Below are 16,301 nucleotides of genomic sequence, written 5' to 3'. Positions count from 1 at the left end.
AGGATCGACCGGCAAATCATACCCCGTTCGGGCCGACCCTGTCGAAGCCCCGTCTTTTTCATCGGATACCCATGCTGCGGTCAGCCAAAAGCTGCACGTCGCCCAGGTCGATCAGGAAAGCGCTGATGGCGGCATCGGACGGGCGACCTTCCGCTTCCTCCGCCGACACCAGGATGGCCACGGCGCGCTGATCCTGTCCCAGCAGCCGCGCCTTCATCGTCGCCATCTTGATCGCCGGCCTGCTGCCGGTCGTGGCACCATGGCCGACGCGGTAGAAACTCACCACATGGCGCACGACAGGACCGGGCGCCGTAATCTGTTCGCCGCGCGCATCCGCCGGCGCGCGCGCAGGCGAGGACCAGACCCATTCGCTATCGGGATCGGCCGCGCCCTGGCCAAAGCCCACCAGCTTGCGATCCTCGCCCTGCGCCGCATAGGCCGCGATGGCAAGGTCCACCACCTGTCCACGCCCATTGCTATAGCGGCCGATCACGAAATGGTCGGCGCCATCGAAGCGCGGCTTCCATGGATAGGCCTGCGGCGCGGCGGTCCGCGTCCAGCCGGGGACATTGGGCATGGCCAATAAAGGCGGCAACGGATCGGCAGCGGCAGCCGTAGCAGCGAGCCAAAGCGGTGCGGCGACGACCATCGCCAGCGCCGTTCCTGCGATGCCACCCGCCCGCGATGTGCGCTTTACAGCGCCCTGCAACGCGCGCGGATCGAACCAGGGATCGCCGGGCTTACGATCGAAGAAGGGCCAGGCCGTCGCCATCACCACGACCATGACGATCGCGAAGAACACCCAGCCATAGACGACATGATCGAAACCCACGGCGGCATCCACCGTCGTCAGATGCGCGACCAATATGGTGGTGAAGGCGCGCACGCCATTGGCAAGCACCGACAGGCTGAGCGCGCCGATCATGAACACCGCGCGGCGCGACCAGCTTGTGAAACAGACGTTGCAGACCAGCGTGCCATAGGCCGTCATGGCGATCAGGAATTTCGCCCCGGAACAGGCCTCCGCCACTTCGAAATAGCCGGTCGGGGTGGTGATGAAGATGCCCTCCATATGCGCCGGCACACCCGACAGGTCGAGCAGCAGCATGGCGAGGCGCGCCGTCAGCAATTGGAGCGGCGGGACGATCTCCTCGCCAAATGGCACCATGAAGAAGGCGTAGAAGAGCGGGAAGAGCAAGGCCCGCGCTACGGCCGGACCCAGCAACGCGATGGTCGCGCCCTGCAACATCAGGACCAGCGCGCCATGGCGCACCATCGCCACACCCGCGGCCGCGCCCAGCAACCAGGCAAAGGCACCCATCCCCAACCATATCAGCCCCGGCGCCCAGGCGACCGGTTCCAACTGGCGCAGGCCCGGCATCCGCTGCTGCACCAGCCAGGCAATGAGGAAGGGGATGAACAGGCAATGGCCGAAGGTGGAGGCGTTCCACCAGATCGACACCATGCTGCGCACATCGGCAAAGAATAGCGCCAATATCGCGAAGGCGACGATACCCAGCGCGGTCAGATGGCCACGCCAGCCTGCCAGATCGGTAAGCGGCAGCCGGTCCATCGGGATAGCGCGATCGGTCACGCGGCCTGCACGCCGGCGGCGGCTTGGCCGAACAGCAGGTCGGGCAGATGGGCAAGTGTGGAGGACCAGCGATAGCGCTCCTCCATCCGCGCGCGCGCGGCCAGCCCAAGGCGCTGCGCGCGCGCCGGATCGGCAAGCAGCGCGACGACTTTGGCCGCCTCTGCCGCAGGGTTGGCCGCTATCAGGAAATGCGCTTCATCCGTAGCGTCGATGCCTTCGGCGGCTTGCGGAGACGCGACCACGGGCCGACCCATCGCCATCGCCTCCAGCACCTTGTTCTGGATGCCGCGCGCGATCCGCAGCGGCGCGACGACGACATCCGCCGCCGCCAGCCAGCCCCGCACATCGGGCACGCCGCCGGTCACGATAACGCCCGGCAGCCCCCCCAATGCTTCCACCGCTTTAGCCGGATTGCGCCCGACAATGGCGAAGCGCGCATCGGCATGAACGGTACGGATCGCCGGCAGCGTCTGGCGCGCGAAACTTTCCACTGCCTCGATATTGGGGCGGTAATCCATCTGGCCGGTGAAGACGAGCAACGGCCCCGCCGCCCGTTCGACCGACGGAAAGCAGGCGGCAGGATCGAAATAGTCGAGCGCCACGCCATTCTCGATGGCGATTACTCGATCGGTGCCAAGGCCGCAGGCCTTGCGGAACAGCGCCGCCTCCGCCTCACTGACGAAGCTGCTGATATCCGCCCGTGCCGCCGTCCGCCGTTCGAAATCGAGCAGCACGCGGCCTTCGCGGCGATTGATCCAGCCCATCGGTCCACCACCTTGCGCGCCATAGCTGGCATATTTGGCGGAATCGAAATCGACGAAATCCATGAGGAAAGGTACATCAGCCGGAAGCATCGGCACGAAATGCGCCATCTGCGCCGAATAGGCGACGACGGCCCGGATCGGCCGTTCCGCGAGAGTCTGCGCCACCCAGCGATGCAGGCCGGGATGATCGAACAGGGATATGAGCAGGGATTGCCGCCGGGCAAGACCGGTCAGCCCGGCCACGACCTTCGACCGGTTGCGCATTAGCACGCACTGGCTGGTCGTACTCTGCGCCATTTCGCCGGCAAAGCCCATATCGCGATCGTCATCGGCGAAGCAGCCCACATGGACGGGGGCGACCTCTGCCAGGCGCTTGAGCAGATGATAGGACCGGATCTTGTCGCCCCGATCCGGGGGAAAGGGAATACGGTGGCAGAGGAAGAGGATATCGCCGCTCATCCAAGCCCTCGCGCGATGTGCGGGCCGATGAGGTTGGCGATCGGCTCCGGCAGTTTCTTCCACAATTCGACCTTGCGCCGATATTGGGGTGAGAGCGGATTGACGTCGCGCGTTTCCTTGCCCGGCGCGGTACGCAGATGATAGCCGAGCGGCTCGCCTTCGAACCCCCATGTCTTCTTCCAGGCGGCGGGACCGGTACCGACCTTCGACCGGCCGAAATCGAAGATGGTGCAGCCCCGCTCCCTCGCGGCGCGCATCAGGCTGAAATAGAGAAATTCATTCGATCGCATCGCCCGCGCACCGCCTGCCGCGCCATGCCAATAGGGCATGCAGGCGCCGCGATGATAGAGGCTGATCACGGCCGACAACGGTACGCCATCCTTCGACACCATGGCGATATCGGCATCTTCGCCGAAACGGTCCATGACCTGATCGAACAGTGCGCGGGGGAAGACCGGCGTACCCAGATTATGGACGCTGTGCGCATAAAGCCGGTAGTGGATATCCCGCAACCGCTTGTCCCGACCCATTTCGAAGGTCAGGTCATTGCCGATCCCCTTGCGGATTTCGGCCCGGTGCCGCTTGGGCACGGCCTTGAGTTCGGCCTCATCGTCGGCGGCCAAAGCACGGGAGAAACCGAGATAGGCGTCGGCCTTTTCCTGCCATGATGCCCCCCTTGGCGTTTCGCCGCCACGCAGTTCCAACGTGTCGCAGCCCAGCCTTTCGGCCATGATCCATGCGGCATCGGCCAATGCCGTCCCCGCCTTGCGATCGGTGGTCAATATGCCGCCATCCACGGCAAAACCGCTGCTCACGAGCGCACGACCGAACAGGGCGGAGCGGATGGATGTGAGCGGCAAAATGCCGACGATATCCTTGCCGAACAGGCGCGCGACCAGCATCTTGGCCTTCTGCCCGGTGCCGGCTTCCACACCCATGACCCAGCCGGGCCGGTGGAACGGCGTCGAGTCGGGATGCGCCAGCACCCAGGCGTCCAGTTCCGCGACCGTCGCGCTGTCGGACAGCCGCGCTTCGTCGATGATGACGCCCAGACCGGTAATTGCATTCATGGACGTATTTCCCTTGCCACCCGTGCCTGATCCTAACGATCAGGATTGAATATTTGGTGTGTGTTTCAACCAAGACCGCGCGAGATCATCGGCCCCAACAGGTTCGCGACCGGCAGCGGCAACCGCTTCCACAGGTCAACCCGCCGTCGATATTTGGCGCTGTGCGGATTGACGTCGCGCCCTGCCCCATCCGCCGCCCAGTCATGATAGACGCGCGGCACCGGTTCGAAGCCAAAGCTTTTCTTCCAGGCCGCCTGCCCGCTGCCGGCCTTTGATCGGCCGAAGTCGAAATGGGTCATGCCGCGTGCCCGGCCATGGCCCATCAAACGATAATACATCAACTCGTTGGAACGCAGTTGGCGTGCATCGGCAACGCCCCCGCCCCAATAGGGCATGGCCCGACCCTGATGGTAGAGGGAGAGGACAGCCGACACCGGCCGGTCATCCTGCCGCACCACCAGCAGGTCGGCATCGTCGCCGAAATGCTGCAACACCGATTTGAACAGCTTCGCCGGGAATACTGGCGTGCCCAGATTACGGACGCTGGTCGCATAAACATGATAATGATCGCGCAGCAGCCGATCGGTTCGTCCGACTTCGACGCTGAGCGAAGGATTGGCCAGCGCCTTGCGCAGTTCGGCGCGATGTTTGCGCGGTATGGCCAGCAATTCCGCCTCGTCATCGACCGCGATCGGTCGGACGAAGCCGACATATTCGCCCTCGGCACTGCTCCATTCGCCGTCCGGCGCCGGTCCGCCACGCAATTCCACCGATATTGCGCCCTTGTCCCGCGCCAATTGGATCGCCGCAGCGGCCAGCGGTGCCAGCGCCCGGTCGTCGGTCACCAGCAGGCCGCCATCCACGGCGAAGCCGGTCGATACCAGCGCGTTCCCGAACAAGCGGCTCTTCACATGATGTAGCGGCAGCAACCCCTTGATATCGCCGGAGGGTGCCACGGCCGCCAGCAACACAGCGCGATGCCCGGTGGCAGCGGTTATGGCGCGTAGCCAGGCGGTGCGGTGAAAAGGCATACCCGCCGCGTGGCTCGCGACGAAAGCGTCCGCCGCCTGTGCCTGCGACGCATCGCCGACATCCAGCGTCACGACCGCCAGATCGGCGGCATGGTCAATCATCATGACGCCCGCGCCGCTTCCGCATCGGCCAGCGCATCCACGCGGGTCCAGGCGAAATCGCTGGTCAGGCGACGCAGCTTGGCCGCCATCACCGACAGGTTGCTATAATGGCGCAGGCGCGACCGCAGCGGCGCTTCCGCAACGCGCGGCTGATCCGGGTCGATTTCCCAGGGATGGAAATAGATGATCGCGGGGCGGCCGGCCTGTTCGTTGACCTGGCGGATCGCCCAGCGTGAAAAGCCATAGGGCAGCAGGCGAAAAAAACCGCCGCCGCCCGCCGCCAAAGTGCGCTTGCCCCATTTGGCGGTCGTCACCGGCAGTTCGACCAAAGGCGATCCCGCCACCGGTTTCCACGCGAAGCGCGGCGAATCGGGCCAGCCATAATGGTCATGCCGGATCGGCGCGACGCTGGAGGAATAGCGATAGCCTTCCTCCGCCAAGATCGGATGCGCCCAGGGCGTGCGCGGGTCGATGGAAAAGCTGGGCGCGCGATAGCCGGTCACGGCCTGCCCACTCGCATCCTCCAGGATCGCCCGCGATTTGCGCAGGTCGGCACGAAACTCTTCGGGCGTGAAGGTGAAGACGCGGGCATGGTCATAGCCATGGCTGGCCACTTCATGGCCCGCTTCGGCGATGCGCCGCATCAACGCGGGATAACGTTCCGCAACCCAGCCCAGCGTGAAGAAGGTCGCCTTGACGTCTGCCTGCGCGAACAGGTCCAGCACCGCATCGGTATTGCCTTCGACGCGGTGGGTCAGGGCGTCCCAGTCGGCACGCCGCAACGTGCGCTCGAACGCGCCGACCTGGAACCAGTCCTCGACATCGACAGACAGGGCGTTCTGCATAGCACTCCAACTTCAACCATTATCGGCAAAACCCAGTCAGGCGGCGACGCCTTCCTGAAGGTCCGCCATCTGCTCCTCACGCTCGACCCAATCGACCAGCAGGGTCAATACCCGGCGCAGCGCGGTATCCTGTTCCTCGGCCCGGAATTCCAGCGACGACAGCCGTTCTTCGATCAGGGTGAAGCAGGCCTTGAGCGCTTCGGGATCGACTTCCGACTGTGCCGCGACCGGCTGAGCGAAGGGCGCATGCGCCTGCATCGCCCGCAGCGAGGCGATTTCGGCGCGCAATGCCTCGATCTCACCGAGCATGTCGGCGCGCAGCGCATCGACATCGGGCGCTTCGATCGCGGCCAGAGGTTCGGTTTGGGCTTGAGCATCGGCAATGGGTTCGATTTCGGTAAAGTCTTCGACTTCCGTCACCTCATCCAGGACAGGCTCATCCTGCTCAGCCACGGGTGCGTCCTCATCCTGCCATGCATTTTCCGCGACCGGCTCAACCTCAAAGGCGACCGGGCGCGGTGGCGCGAAAGCGGCGAAACCCGGCCGCGCAAAGGGCGCCACCGTACTCGGCGCAAAGTCCTGCGCCTCCTCTTCCGAAGCGTCCGCATCCGGCGCATCCGCAGTTTCCGCGATCGGCTCGAAGTCCGCGGCCTGTGCCCAGGACGCGTCCAGTTCGACGGCGTCGTAATCCGCCGCGTCATCCTCGGCCGTCTCTTCAAAGGCTGGCTGATAGGCGAAGGGCGCGATCGCGACATCGTCCGCGGCCTCTTCCACCTCGATCGTCTCCTCTTGGGTCAGCGCGTCATCAACGGCGACAGGATCGGGCGTTTGGACATCCTCCACCCTATCGAGCGTCGAAGGCACTACCGGTTCCGGCGCCACATCCGTGTCCAGCCCCATGTCGGCGACGACCGCGCCCACGACCTCTTCGTCGATCAGGTGCAACTGCTCGATCGCGCCCAACAGAAGCACGCGGCTGGCCAGCGCATTAAGACGGCGCGGCACGCCGCCGGTCGCGGCATAAAGTGCAGCAAAAGCGCCGGGCGTAAAGGCGGGGTTGCCGCTCCATCCGGCAATGGCCAGACGATGGAGAATATAGGGCTCGATCTCATTGGCCATCATCGGTTCTAGATGATGGGTCGCGATCACGCGCTGGCGCAGCTGCTCCAGTTCGGGCGATTTGATGAGATCGCGAAACTCCGGCTGGCCCAGCAGGAATATCTGCAACAGCGACTGGCCGCCCAGCTGGAAATTGGACAGCATCCGCAATTCCTCGATCGCGGAAACCGGCAGGTTCTGCGCTTCATCCACGATCAGCAGGGTGCGCCGCCCGGCGCGCGCCTGAGCATAGAGATAGCCTTCGACCTGATGCAGGATCGCCGCCTTGGGCTGGCCATCGACCGACAGACCAAAATGCTGCGCAGCAAGGCGCAACATGTCGTCGCCCTCGACCTGCGTCGACACGATCTTGACCGCAGTCAGACGGGACGGATCGATCGTCTGCATCAGATGGCCGACCAGCGTGGTCTTGCCCGCGCCGATATCGCCGGTGATGACGATGAAGCCTTCACCCTGCGCCAAGCCATAGCCCAGATAGGACAGCGCCTTGCGATGCGTCGCGCTCTCGAAATAATAATGCGGGTCCGGCGTCAGCTGGAACGGGCGGCCCTGCAAGCCGTAATATTGATCGTACATATCCTCGTCTCCCAAGCCGACGTCAGAAGCTGTAGCGCAGGCCGACCTGCCCCATCGCACTGATGATCGTGTCGAAATCGTCCGCCTTCACCCCGTCCAGCCCCAGCGAGGCCGAAGCCGCCAGGCGGCGCGACAAATTCTTGTAATAGCTGGTGAAAGCGCCATAGTTCAGCACATCGAGGCGATCCCCGCTGGCGTCGAAATAGTTGATATATGTCACCAGGTCGATGCTGTCCGAACTGCTGATGGCATAGTTGACCGACGCATTGCCGTACCAATTTTCATCGCGCGATCCACGGATCAGCACCGTCTGGCCATTGGGCGTGATGAACTTGCGTTGCGAATAGCCGCCGCCAAGCCCCCAGCCCCATGGCCCGCGGCGCAACGAATATTGCGCCGACACGCCACGATAGCGGAAGTTCGCGTCGGTGATGCCCGACAGCGCATCGTTGAAGCACTGGCCACCGCCTGTGGTGGAGAAGGCGCAGCCGGTGATGTCGCCGGTGAAAGGATTGCGCGCCACGTCGAAGCTGCTGCCCGACAGGGCGGCAACGTCGGCATTGATCATGCGGCCGAAGCTGTCGATCCCGTCGAAGACGACGATGGCGACGCTGCTGTCGCGCCCCTGCCACAGGAAGCTGCCCTGATAGGTCATGCCGCCATAACGTTCGCCGACCCGCGCCTGCAAGGTCGTGCGACGGCTGGGCCGCCACAACACGCCTGCGTCCCAGATGATGTCGTCGAAATTATAGATCAGCGCACGCGGCGAGCTTTTGTCCGTCACATAACGGCCGTTGCGGACCAACGGCATGCCGTTCGCATCCAGTTCCGGCGAACGCTGGCTGATCTCGATCTTCTCATAGCCGACACCACCGACAAGGGCGAGCGTGGGCGATACTGGCACGGTCGCATCGACACGGCCCCACAGATCCTCGAACCGCTGGTCGAGTTGGCTCGCCTCTTCGCGATCATAGCCCGCGCTGGCGGTAAGACCGATGCCCGGCAGCACCGTATTAGGCGCAAAACCGACCGATCCGAGCAGGCTGTGCGTCCAGCTGTCAGCGAAGGCGCCATTGGACTGCAAGCCGCCGAAATTCTGATTCACGCTATCATCGACCCGCGTGTAGCCAAGGCGATAGGAACCATTGACGTTGAAGTCGCCAAACTGGGTGGTGTAGGATGGCCCGACATAGCCCGACCAGACCTGGCTGCTGAAGCTGTCGCGCTGCGTCGAGGCGCCCGACAAGCCATCGGTGCGTACGCGCGTGGCCAGGCCGCCGCTCATGAGCGAAAGGCCAGGCGCAAGATTGACATTGGCATGAGCGACGCCGCTGATGACATCCTGATCCGACGTCTGGCTACCCCAGCCGAAGCTGTGATTATATTGCAGGTCGACCACCGCCTCGACACGGCGGCTCTTCACTTCCGCCGTCACGCCAGCGGTGACATTGGTATAGGTCAGCACGTCGCCCTCGCCCTTGATCGGCCCGGTCACGACTTGGTCCACGCCAAGATAGGGCGTCACATTGAGGCGCTTGCCATCGGACGACTGCGCATGGGCGGGCATTGCAACGGCCAGCGCGGCGAGCGATGCGCCTGCGGTCCAGAGCCGGACGATCTTCACTGGACTTCCCCCTTGGCATAATAGCTGCCGAAACGGCGGCCGCCGCTGTTGAAGCGGACGGCATTGAGCAAAAGCTGAACCTGCGCTCCGCCCTTCAACATGCCCGCTGCGTCGCGCAACGCGCTTTCGGGCGTCTTGTCGGCGCGCACGACCAGCAGCGCGATGGCGGCATGGCTGGCCAGTACGGCAGCGGGCGATGCCGCCAGCAACGGCGGCGAATCGAAGATGATGATCCGATCCGGCCGACCGTCGGTCAGTCGCTTCAGCAACTGTTCGGTACGGGCAGAGGCGAGATATTCGGTATCGTCATGGCTGCGCTGCCCGGCGGGCAGGACGGAGAGCGACGGGATGTCGGTGCGGATGACGATATCCTCGATCGCGACCAGCGGATCGGCCAGCGCGTCCATCAGGCCACGGCCCGCCTCCAACCCCAGTTGCGCAGGAATGCCAGGCTTGCCGAAATCGGCATCGACCAGCAGGATTTCGCGATCCTTCTCCGCCGCCAGGCTGAGCGCCAGGTTGATCGCGCAGAAGGTCTTGCCCTCCCCACTATGAGCGGAGCAGACGAGGATGCGGTTGCCGCGCGGGTTGCCGCGCAGCTGCGACAACAGGTCACGCTTGAGCAGGCGAAATTCCTCGCTCATCGTGGTCACCGCGCTGTCGGGTCGCAGGAAGCCGGCTTCGGCCAGTTTGACCCGGTCGATCGACTGCACCGGTCCGGTCCAGTCGGGCGCGCGCGGCGTATATATGGTTGGCGCGACCGGCGCATCGGCGACGAAGGCCGCTGGCGCAGCGGGCGGCGGCGCAACTGCAGGCGCAGGCGGCAGATCGGTCGGATCGACCGCCGGCGCCGCGCGACCGCGCAACGCGGCGTTGAAATCATAGATTTCGGTCGCCCGTTCGATCAGCGATCCCCGGCCCTTGATGGAGCTATGCTGGTTCATGTTCCCTGGCTCCTTCACGCCATACCGCGCTGGACGAATTCGACGACGATCAGCAGCAGGCACACGGCCGCCAGGCCGCCGCTCGCGCCCGCAAACCATTTCATGCGCTGCCGGTCGATCGCGACCTGCGCCACGCTCACCGTCTGGCTGATCGATCCAACGACCGGCAGGCCGATCGCCTTTTCCAGCCGCGCGGCGGTCGGGAACGTGCCCTTGAGCTGGCCAAGCGCGAAAGCCACGCCGATGCCGGCACCCACGCCCAGGATCAGCACGCCCAGCAACAGCAGCGGCCGGTTCGGCGCCGATGGTGCGGTCGGGGTGCTAGGTGGCTGGATGACACGGAACTGGACGGAACCCGTCTCGGTCTTCACATCACCGCGCAGGCGGATTTCCTCGCGATCGGCGGCCAGCTTGTCATATTGCGCCTTGAGCGCGGCATAGTCGCTTTCGATCTTTTCCTGTTCCGACGCGACGCCCGGCTCATTCACCTGACGCGACATCATGGTGTTGAGATCGCCCTGCAACTGCGCCTTGCGCGTGCTGAGCGCCTGCACCGTGGCGGCGCGATCGGCCTGCATCGACTTGATCGACAGATAGGCGGGGTTGGGCGTGCTGCCGGCTGCGGCAGCCGCACCGCCGCCCGCTTTACGAATGGCATCGACCTCACGCTGGGCCGCGATAACGTCGGGATGGTTGGCGGTCCAGCCGCGCGCCTTCATCGACGCCAGATTGGCCTGGGCCTGTGCCAGCGGCGACGCGCCGCCCGATGCCGTCATGCCCGGAAGGGTTGCAGGCGTACCGGCCAGCTGGCCGTTCATCGCGCTCAGGGCGCTCTGCGCTTGGACAAGTTGCGAATCGATATTGCTGATTTCAGCGCGGGCCGCATCCATACGCTGGCTGATGGAGCCGGCGCCGGGCAACAGGCCGATATAACGCTGCGCAAATTCGACGCGGCGCTGATCAGCCGCTTCCAGCTGCTTGCCGCGCGCGGCGATCTGCTGGTCCAGAAAGGCCAGGCTCTGCTTGGTCTGGTTGCGATCGCCGGAGAGATTTTCCTCCTGGAAGATGTCGATCAGCTTCTGCACCACCTGCTGGGCGATGCGCGCATTGGCACCGTCCGACAGGCCCGAATCGGCCGAAATGGCGCTGATGTCGATCATGCTGGGATCGGCCTGCGCCATAACCGTGATGTTCTCGCGCAGCTTGGTGATCTTAGCGGCGATATCGCGCGGACCGGACACCGACTGAGACAGGTCCGTGTCGCGCACGACCTTTTCCAGATTCTCGGCGCTCGCCAACGTGCTGCGCACCCGGTCCAGATCCTGCTGCGACTGGACCTGGGTGATGCCGACCTTGTCCTCCAGCAACGACTGGGTGTTCACATAGACCCGTGCCTTGGACTGATAGGCGTTGGGGATCAGCGCCACGCCCAGCCAGCCGAGCATGCACACGCCCCAGGCGACGGCAAGCGCCACCCAGCGGCGGCTCCATATGCCATGGAGCAGGACCAACAGTTCGTCGTAAAGGCCGGCCATGATCAGAACATGCTTTCGGGGATGATGATGACGTCACCGGGCGACAGCAGCACGTTCGCGCGCGTATCCCCCTTCTTCAGCAGGTCGCCCAGGCGCACCTGATATTCTTTCTGCTTGCCCGTCTCCTTGTCGAAACGGACGAGACGCGCGCGGTTGCCCGCCGCATATTCGGACAGGCCACCGACCGCGATCATCGCGTCCAGCACGGTCATGTTCGCGCGATAGGGAATGGACGCTGGCTTTTCCGTCGCGCCCACGATCCTGATCTGCTGGCTGAACGTGCCGCTGAAATTGTTGACGATGACCGACACCAGCGGATTTTCGATATATTGGGTCAGCGCCAGCTTGATATCGTCCGCCAGCATCTTGGGCGTCTTGCCCACGGCCGGCATGTCGGTGATCAGCGGCGTGGTGATGCGACCGTCGGGGCGCACCTGTACCTTGGCGCCCAGTTCCGGGTTGCGCCACACGAAGATGGTCAGGTCGTCGAGCGGGCCGATGACATATTCCTCGCCCGGCCCCTCCTGCGTCGACACGAAGGAGGCAGGCGGCAGTTGCGGCCCGGACGGCGCGGAGGCGCAACCCGACAAGGCGACGGCGGGCAGAGACGCACCCATCAAAAGCCTGGAAACCGACACAAAACGCATAATCTCATCCCTTCGTGCGGCCATGCGCCATCGACCGCCAACGAAGGACAGGCGACCGATCGGCATATGGCTCCGACCACCTTCATGCCGTGAAAGGGTAAAGATACCGTTAGGAGTTAAGTCCTGTGCAAATCAGCCAAGTAAAAGTTCGCGAGGACTTGGGTGGCCAAGAAAAGCGGCAGGACTTGCAGAAGCGCCATAGGCACCGGCAAGAAAGATGGCGATCAGGTCGCCTTCCTTCACCGGCGGCAGCGCCACCTTGTCGCCCAGCCGGTCTATCGGGGTGCACAGACACCCGACCACCGTCACCGCGTCGGCGGCGGGCGGCGCGCCGAAGCGGTTGGCGACCGCGATCGGATAGTTGCGCCGGACGACCGTGCCGAAATTGCCGCTGGCCGCCAGTTGGTGATGCAGGCCGCCATCGACCACAACGAAAGTCTCGCCTTGGCTGAGCTTCACGTCGATCACGCGGCTCAGATAGACGCCGGCCTCCCCCACCAGCCATCGGCCCAGTTCGATCGCGAAGGCGCTGCCCTGCAATATGTCCGGCAGGCTGTTCAATGCGCTGTCCAGCGCCACACCGATCGGACGAATGTCCAACTGGTTATCGCCGGGGAAATAGGCCAAGCCAAAGCCGCCGCCCAGATTGACCAGCGGCGGCGTGGCGCCCACCGCATCGGACAGGCGCGCCGCCAGCGCGATCGTGGCCGCCTGCGTCTCTATGATCGCCAGCGGATCGAGATTCTGGCTGCCGGCAAAGATATGCCATCCCTGCCAGTCCGCGCCCGCGTCGATCATCGCCCGTGCCAGCGCCGCCGCCCGATCCGCATCCACGCCGAACGGCTTGGCCCCGCCGCCCATGCGCATGCCCGACCCTTTCAGGTCGAAATCCGGATTGACCCGCACGGCCAGACGCGGGCGCTTGCCGATCCGGTCGGCGACGGCCAGCGCCCGACGCCCTTCCCCTTCCGATTCCAGGTTGATCGTCACGCCGGCGAAGATCGCGGCTTCCAGTTCGTCGTCCCGCTTGCCCGGCCCGGCAAAGCTGATCCGATTCGGCGCCATTCCGGCCTCCAGCGCCATGGCCAGTTCGCCGCCCGACGCGATGTCGAAGCCATCGACCTGCGTACCCATCCGCGCCAGCAACGGCGCATAGGGGTTCGCCTTGATCGCATAATGGAGATGCAGCGCGTCCGGCATCGCTTCCCGGAAGCGACGCACCTGCGCCTGCACGATGTCCATGTCATAGACGAAAAGCGGCGTGTCGCCCGCTTCGTCCACCAGGCTGGCAGCCCCGCAGCCGCCGATGATCAGCATGCCTTCCTCTTCGGCGAACCAGCCGGGGATCGGCCCCATCGGCTTCATGCGCCATGCGCCTTCGCCAGCGCGACCCGGTCGATCTTGCCATTGGGATTGCGGGGGAAATCTGGACGCACGACGATATCCTTGGGCTGCATGAAATTGGGCAGTTCGCTTTTCAGATGGGTGGCAACGGCCTGCGCGACGTCAGGGTCGGCCGACCGCAGCAACAGGCGCACCGCCTGCCCCAGCCGATCGTCCTTGATGCCCAGCGCCACCGCTTCGGCCACGCCGGGCACGGCGACGGCCGCTTCCTCTATTTCGGTCGGGCTGATCCGGTTGCCGGCGGACTTGATCATCGCATCGTCGCGGCCGACGAAATAGAGCAATCCCTGCGCGTCGCGCCGCACCGTGTCGCCCGACCAAACCGCCATGCCGCCATAGCGCGACGCGGTCGGCGCCGACTTGAACCGTTCGGCGGTACGCGCCGCATCGCGCCAATAGCCCTGCGCCACCAACGGCCCGCAATGGACCAGTTCGCCTGGCTCCTCATCCTCGGTCAGGCTGCCGTCGGGTCGGACCACCAATATCTCCGCAAAGGGAATGGCGCTGCCCATCGAATCGGGATGGCTGTCGACCAGTGCGGGCGGCAAGTACGTGGACCGGAACGCTTCCGTCAGGCCATACATGGGATAGAGGTCCGCCTGCGGAAACAACGCGCGTAACTTTGCCACCAGCGGCCGGGTCAACGCGCCGCCGCTGTTGGTCAGCCGCCGCAACTTGCCCGCCACCGCATCCGGCCAATCCAGTTCGGTCAGTTGCACCCAAAGCGGCGGCACCCCGGCCAGCGTCGTGATGTCGCGCCGGTCGATCAGTTTCAGTACATCGCGCGGCGTCAGATAATCGAGCGGATAAACGCAGCCGCCCGCAAACCAGGTCGAGAGCAACTGATTCTGGCCATAGTCGAAGCTGAACGGCAGGACACAGGCAGTGCGGTCCTGCGGCGTCAGTTTGAGATAATCGGCCACCGCGACCGCCCCCAGCCAGAGATTGGCGTGGCTGAGCATCACGCCCTTGGGCCGGCCGGTAGAGCCGCTGGTATAGAGGATCGCCGCCAGATCGTCCGCCAACGCCGTCGACGGACCGATCGTCGCGCCGCCGCTCATCGCGCAGGCGGCGTCATCTTCGCGGTGCAACTGGCAACCGGCGGGCACGTCGCCCGGCAACAGGCTGTCGAGTCGCGCCGCCGTGCCGATCAGCAGCATCGCGCCGCTATCCGCCACGATATGCGCAACCTGGGCATGTTTGAGCAGCGGGTTGATCGGCACATGGACCAACCCCGCGCGCGGCGCGGCCAATGGCATCAGCGCGGCGACCGGCCCCTTGGCGATCCAGCTGGCGACTCGCGCGCCCTTTTCCAGCCCGAAGCCCGCCAGCCATCCCGCCAGCCGGCCCAGCGTTTCTTCCAGTTCCGCATAATTATAGCTGCCCGAACGACCGTCCAGCGCCACGCATGCCGGATCGCCGCGCAGCAGCAGATGGTCGATCGGCTGCACCTTCGCCCCGTCGATTATCGGGAAATCGTTAGTCACAGATGCTTAACTCCATGGCGATGTTTTTACTCTATATGCGACCAGTGACTGGGGCGGAGATAGTCGGTTGCGGGGCGTAAGGGAATATCACAGCCTGGATGAGGTGCAGCGGCGGCTGGCCGGCCGGCTGGATCGCGCCCATATGACCGGCCTGTTCGACCGGCTGGACTGGTATGCCGCGCTCCATGCCCATTGCATGGCCGATACGCCGCTTCGCATCCTGAAGGCGACGGAAGACGGCCGGGAAGCCTGGCTGTTCCTGACCGCTCCTTCCCCCCGCCAGGTCAGCGCGCTTGCCAACTGGTATAGTTTTAGCTGGGCGCCGGTCTTCATCGGCGATCCCGATCCGGCGATGCAGCAGCGGTTGCTGGAAAGCATCGCCCGCCACTTGCTGGCGACCAGCGCCCAGATCGACCTCTATCCGCTGGAGGATAGCGCGCCGATGATGCAGGCGCTGCGCCGCGCCGGCTGGTTCGCGGTGCGCCGGGCGATGGGCGGGCGCCATCTACTGACGGTGGCGGGCCGCAGCTTTGCCGATTATTGGGCGTCGCGGCCGGGCAAATTGCGCAGTCTGGTCAAGCGCAAGGGGCGCGCCAGCCTCTTCACCCTGTCGATCGCCCGCCGGCTGACCGACGATCTGTGGCGCGACTATGTCGATGTGCATGACCGTAGCTGGAAAGAAGCCGAGCCGGGCCTGGATTTCCTGCACGATCTGGCCGAGCGGGAGAGCGCGGCGGGGACGTTGCGGCTGGGCTTTGCGCAACTGGATGGTCGCGCGGTGGCGACGCAATTGTGGACGGTGGACCATGGCGTCGCGCTGATCCACAAGCTGAGCCACGATGCCGCCCATGACCGCGCCTCCCCCGGCACCTTGCTGAGCCATGCCATGTTCGAGCGGGCGATCGACGGGGATCATGTGCGCCTGATCGACTATGGCACCGGCGACAACGGGTACAAGACCGACTGGATGGAACAGCGCATCCCCCTCTATCGCATCGACGCGTTCAACCCGCGCTTCGCATCCGCCTGGCTGCCCGCTGCCCGCACCGCCATTTCCGCGCTTGTAGGTTAGGCAGCGAGCCATTAGTTAGTCGGCCATT

At 64.8% G+C, this 16,301-nt stretch carries 12 protein-coding genes and 1 pseudogene; 1 reads left to right on the top strand and 12 read right to left on the bottom strand.

Going from position 1 to position 16,301, the window contains the following annotated elements; translation table 11 throughout:
* Nucleotides 1-58: 58 nt before the first annotated feature.
* The 12 genes and pseudogenes from xrtA to F4U94_RS17655 form a co-directional block, all read right to left on the bottom strand.
* Nucleotides 59-1,573, bottom strand: coding sequence for an exosortase A (gene xrtA, locus F4U94_RS17710; RefSeq protein ID WP_427771978.1), 1,515 nt, complete (start codon nucleotides 1,571-1,573; stop codon nucleotides 59-61).
* Between the two features lie 17 nt (nucleotides 1,574-1,590).
* Complete coding sequence (locus tag F4U94_RS17705) at nucleotides 1,591-2,817, bottom strand: TIGR03087 family PEP-CTERM/XrtA system glycosyltransferase (RefSeq protein ID WP_120249606.1); 1,227 nt, start codon at nucleotides 2,815-2,817, stop codon at nucleotides 1,591-1,593.
* The gene (locus tag F4U94_RS17700) at nucleotides 2,814-3,887 is read right to left on the bottom strand and encodes a FemAB family XrtA/PEP-CTERM system-associated protein (protein ID WP_120249605.1); all 1,074 of its coding nucleotides are present in this window, start codon (nucleotides 3,885-3,887) and stop codon (nucleotides 2,814-2,816) included. The genes F4U94_RS17705 and F4U94_RS17700 overlap by 4 nt, the downstream gene beginning before the upstream one ends.
* Nucleotides 3,888-3,952: 65 nt before the next feature.
* On the bottom strand, nucleotides 3,953-5,023 hold the full coding sequence (locus F4U94_RS17695; RefSeq protein WP_120249604.1) for a FemAB family XrtA/PEP-CTERM system-associated protein: 1,071 nt from the start codon (nucleotides 5,021-5,023) through the stop codon (nucleotides 3,953-3,955).
* Nucleotides 5,020-5,865 carry an XrtA system polysaccharide deacetylase gene (locus F4U94_RS17690; RefSeq protein ID WP_120249603.1) on the bottom strand — a complete coding sequence of 282 codons (846 nt, stop codon included), beginning with the start codon at nucleotides 5,863-5,865 and terminating at the stop codon, nucleotides 5,020-5,022. Before F4U94_RS17690 ends, F4U94_RS17695 begins: the two co-directional genes overlap by 4 nt.
* A gap of 810 nt (nucleotides 5,866-6,675) precedes the next feature.
* Nucleotides 6,676-7,560, bottom strand: a pseudogene (locus tag F4U94_RS25570) (XrtA/PEP-CTERM system-associated ATPase); the annotation flags it as partial.
* Nucleotides 7,561-7,582: 22 nt separating this feature from the next.
* Entirely contained in the window at nucleotides 7,583-9,127 is a 1,545-nt protein-coding gene (locus F4U94_RS17680; protein ID WP_150412121.1) for a hypothetical protein, read from the bottom strand.
* A 53-nt stretch (nucleotides 9,128-9,180) separates the two neighbouring features.
* Nucleotides 9,181-10,128 carry an AAA family ATPase gene (locus tag F4U94_RS17675; protein WP_120249601.1) on the bottom strand — a complete coding sequence of 316 codons (948 nt, stop codon included), beginning with the start codon at nucleotides 10,126-10,128 and terminating at the stop codon, nucleotides 9,181-9,183.
* 14 nt (nucleotides 10,129-10,142) lie between these two features.
* On the bottom strand, nucleotides 10,143-11,663 hold the full coding sequence (locus F4U94_RS17670; RefSeq protein WP_120249600.1) for an XrtA system polysaccharide chain length determinant: 1,521 nt from the start codon (nucleotides 11,661-11,663) through the stop codon (nucleotides 10,143-10,145).
* A 2-nt stretch (nucleotides 11,664-11,665) separates the two neighbouring features.
* Nucleotides 11,666-12,310: an XrtA/PEP-CTERM system exopolysaccharide export protein gene (locus F4U94_RS17665; protein ID WP_120251968.1), complete on the bottom strand. Its 645-nt coding sequence runs from the start codon at nucleotides 12,308-12,310 to the stop codon at nucleotides 11,666-11,668.
* A 132-nt stretch (nucleotides 12,311-12,442) separates the two neighbouring features.
* Nucleotides 12,443-13,675, bottom strand: a complete 1,233-nt coding sequence (locus F4U94_RS17660) for a pyridoxal-dependent decarboxylase, exosortase A system-associated (protein ID WP_120249599.1) — start codon at nucleotides 13,673-13,675, stop codon at nucleotides 12,443-12,445.
* Nucleotides 13,672-15,183 (bottom strand): acyl-CoA ligase (AMP-forming), exosortase A system-associated, encoded by a 1,512-nt coding sequence (locus tag F4U94_RS17655; RefSeq protein WP_120251967.1) that lies wholly within the window; start codon nucleotides 15,181-15,183, stop codon nucleotides 13,672-13,674. Before F4U94_RS17655 ends, F4U94_RS17660 begins: the two co-directional genes overlap by 4 nt.
* A gap of 85 nt (nucleotides 15,184-15,268) precedes the next feature.
* Here F4U94_RS17655 and F4U94_RS17650 point away from each other — a divergent pair, with 85 nt between their 5' ends.
* Nucleotides 15,269-16,273, top strand: coding sequence for a GNAT family N-acetyltransferase (locus tag F4U94_RS17650; RefSeq protein ID WP_150412118.1), 1,005 nt, complete (start codon nucleotides 15,269-15,271; stop codon nucleotides 16,271-16,273).
* The last annotated feature ends 28 nt before the right edge of the window (nucleotides 16,274-16,301 follow it).

Origin of the sequence: Sphingobium limneticum (genome assembly GCF_008710155.1) — a bacterium.
GTDB classification, from domain to species: Bacteria; Pseudomonadota; Alphaproteobacteria; order Sphingomonadales; family Sphingomonadaceae; genus Sphingobium; species Sphingobium limneticum.
Note: the sequence above shows the minus strand (reverse complement) of the source record. Positions and strands in the feature narration are given on the sequence as shown.

Coding starts and splice junctions, on each gene's coding strand:
- F4U94_RS17665 (WP_120251968.1), bottom strand. CDS start 12,310: ATGCGTTTTGTGTCGGTTTCCAGGCTTTTGATGGGTGCGTCTCTGCCC.
- xrtA (WP_427771978.1), bottom strand. CDS start 1,573: ATGGACCGGCTGCCGCTTACCGATCTGGCAGGCTGGCGTGGCCATCTG.
- F4U94_RS17700 (WP_120249605.1), bottom strand. CDS start 3,887: ATGAATGCAATTACCGGTCTGGGCGTCATCATCGACGAAGCGCGGCTG.
- F4U94_RS17690 (WP_120249603.1), bottom strand. CDS start 5,865: ATGCAGAACGCCCTGTCTGTCGATGTCGAGGACTGGTTCCAGGTCGGC.
- F4U94_RS17680 (WP_150412121.1), bottom strand. CDS start 9,127: ATGCCCGCCCATGCGCAGTCGTCCGATGGCAAGCGCCTCAATGTGACG.
- F4U94_RS17695 (WP_120249604.1), bottom strand. CDS start 5,023: ATGATGATTGACCATGCCGCCGATCTGGCGGTCGTGACGCTGGATGTC.
- F4U94_RS17675 (WP_120249601.1), bottom strand. CDS start 10,128: ATGAACCAGCATAGCTCCATCAAGGGCCGGGGATCGCTGATCGAACGG.
- F4U94_RS17705 (WP_120249606.1), bottom strand. CDS start 2,817: ATGAGCGGCGATATCCTCTTCCTCTGCCACCGTATTCCCTTTCCCCCG.
- F4U94_RS17670 (WP_120249600.1), bottom strand. CDS start 11,663: ATGGCCGGCCTTTACGACGAACTGTTGGTCCTGCTCCATGGCATATGG.
- F4U94_RS17660 (WP_120249599.1), bottom strand. CDS start 13,675: ATGAAGCCGATGGGGCCGATCCCCGGCTGGTTCGCCGAAGAGGAAGGC.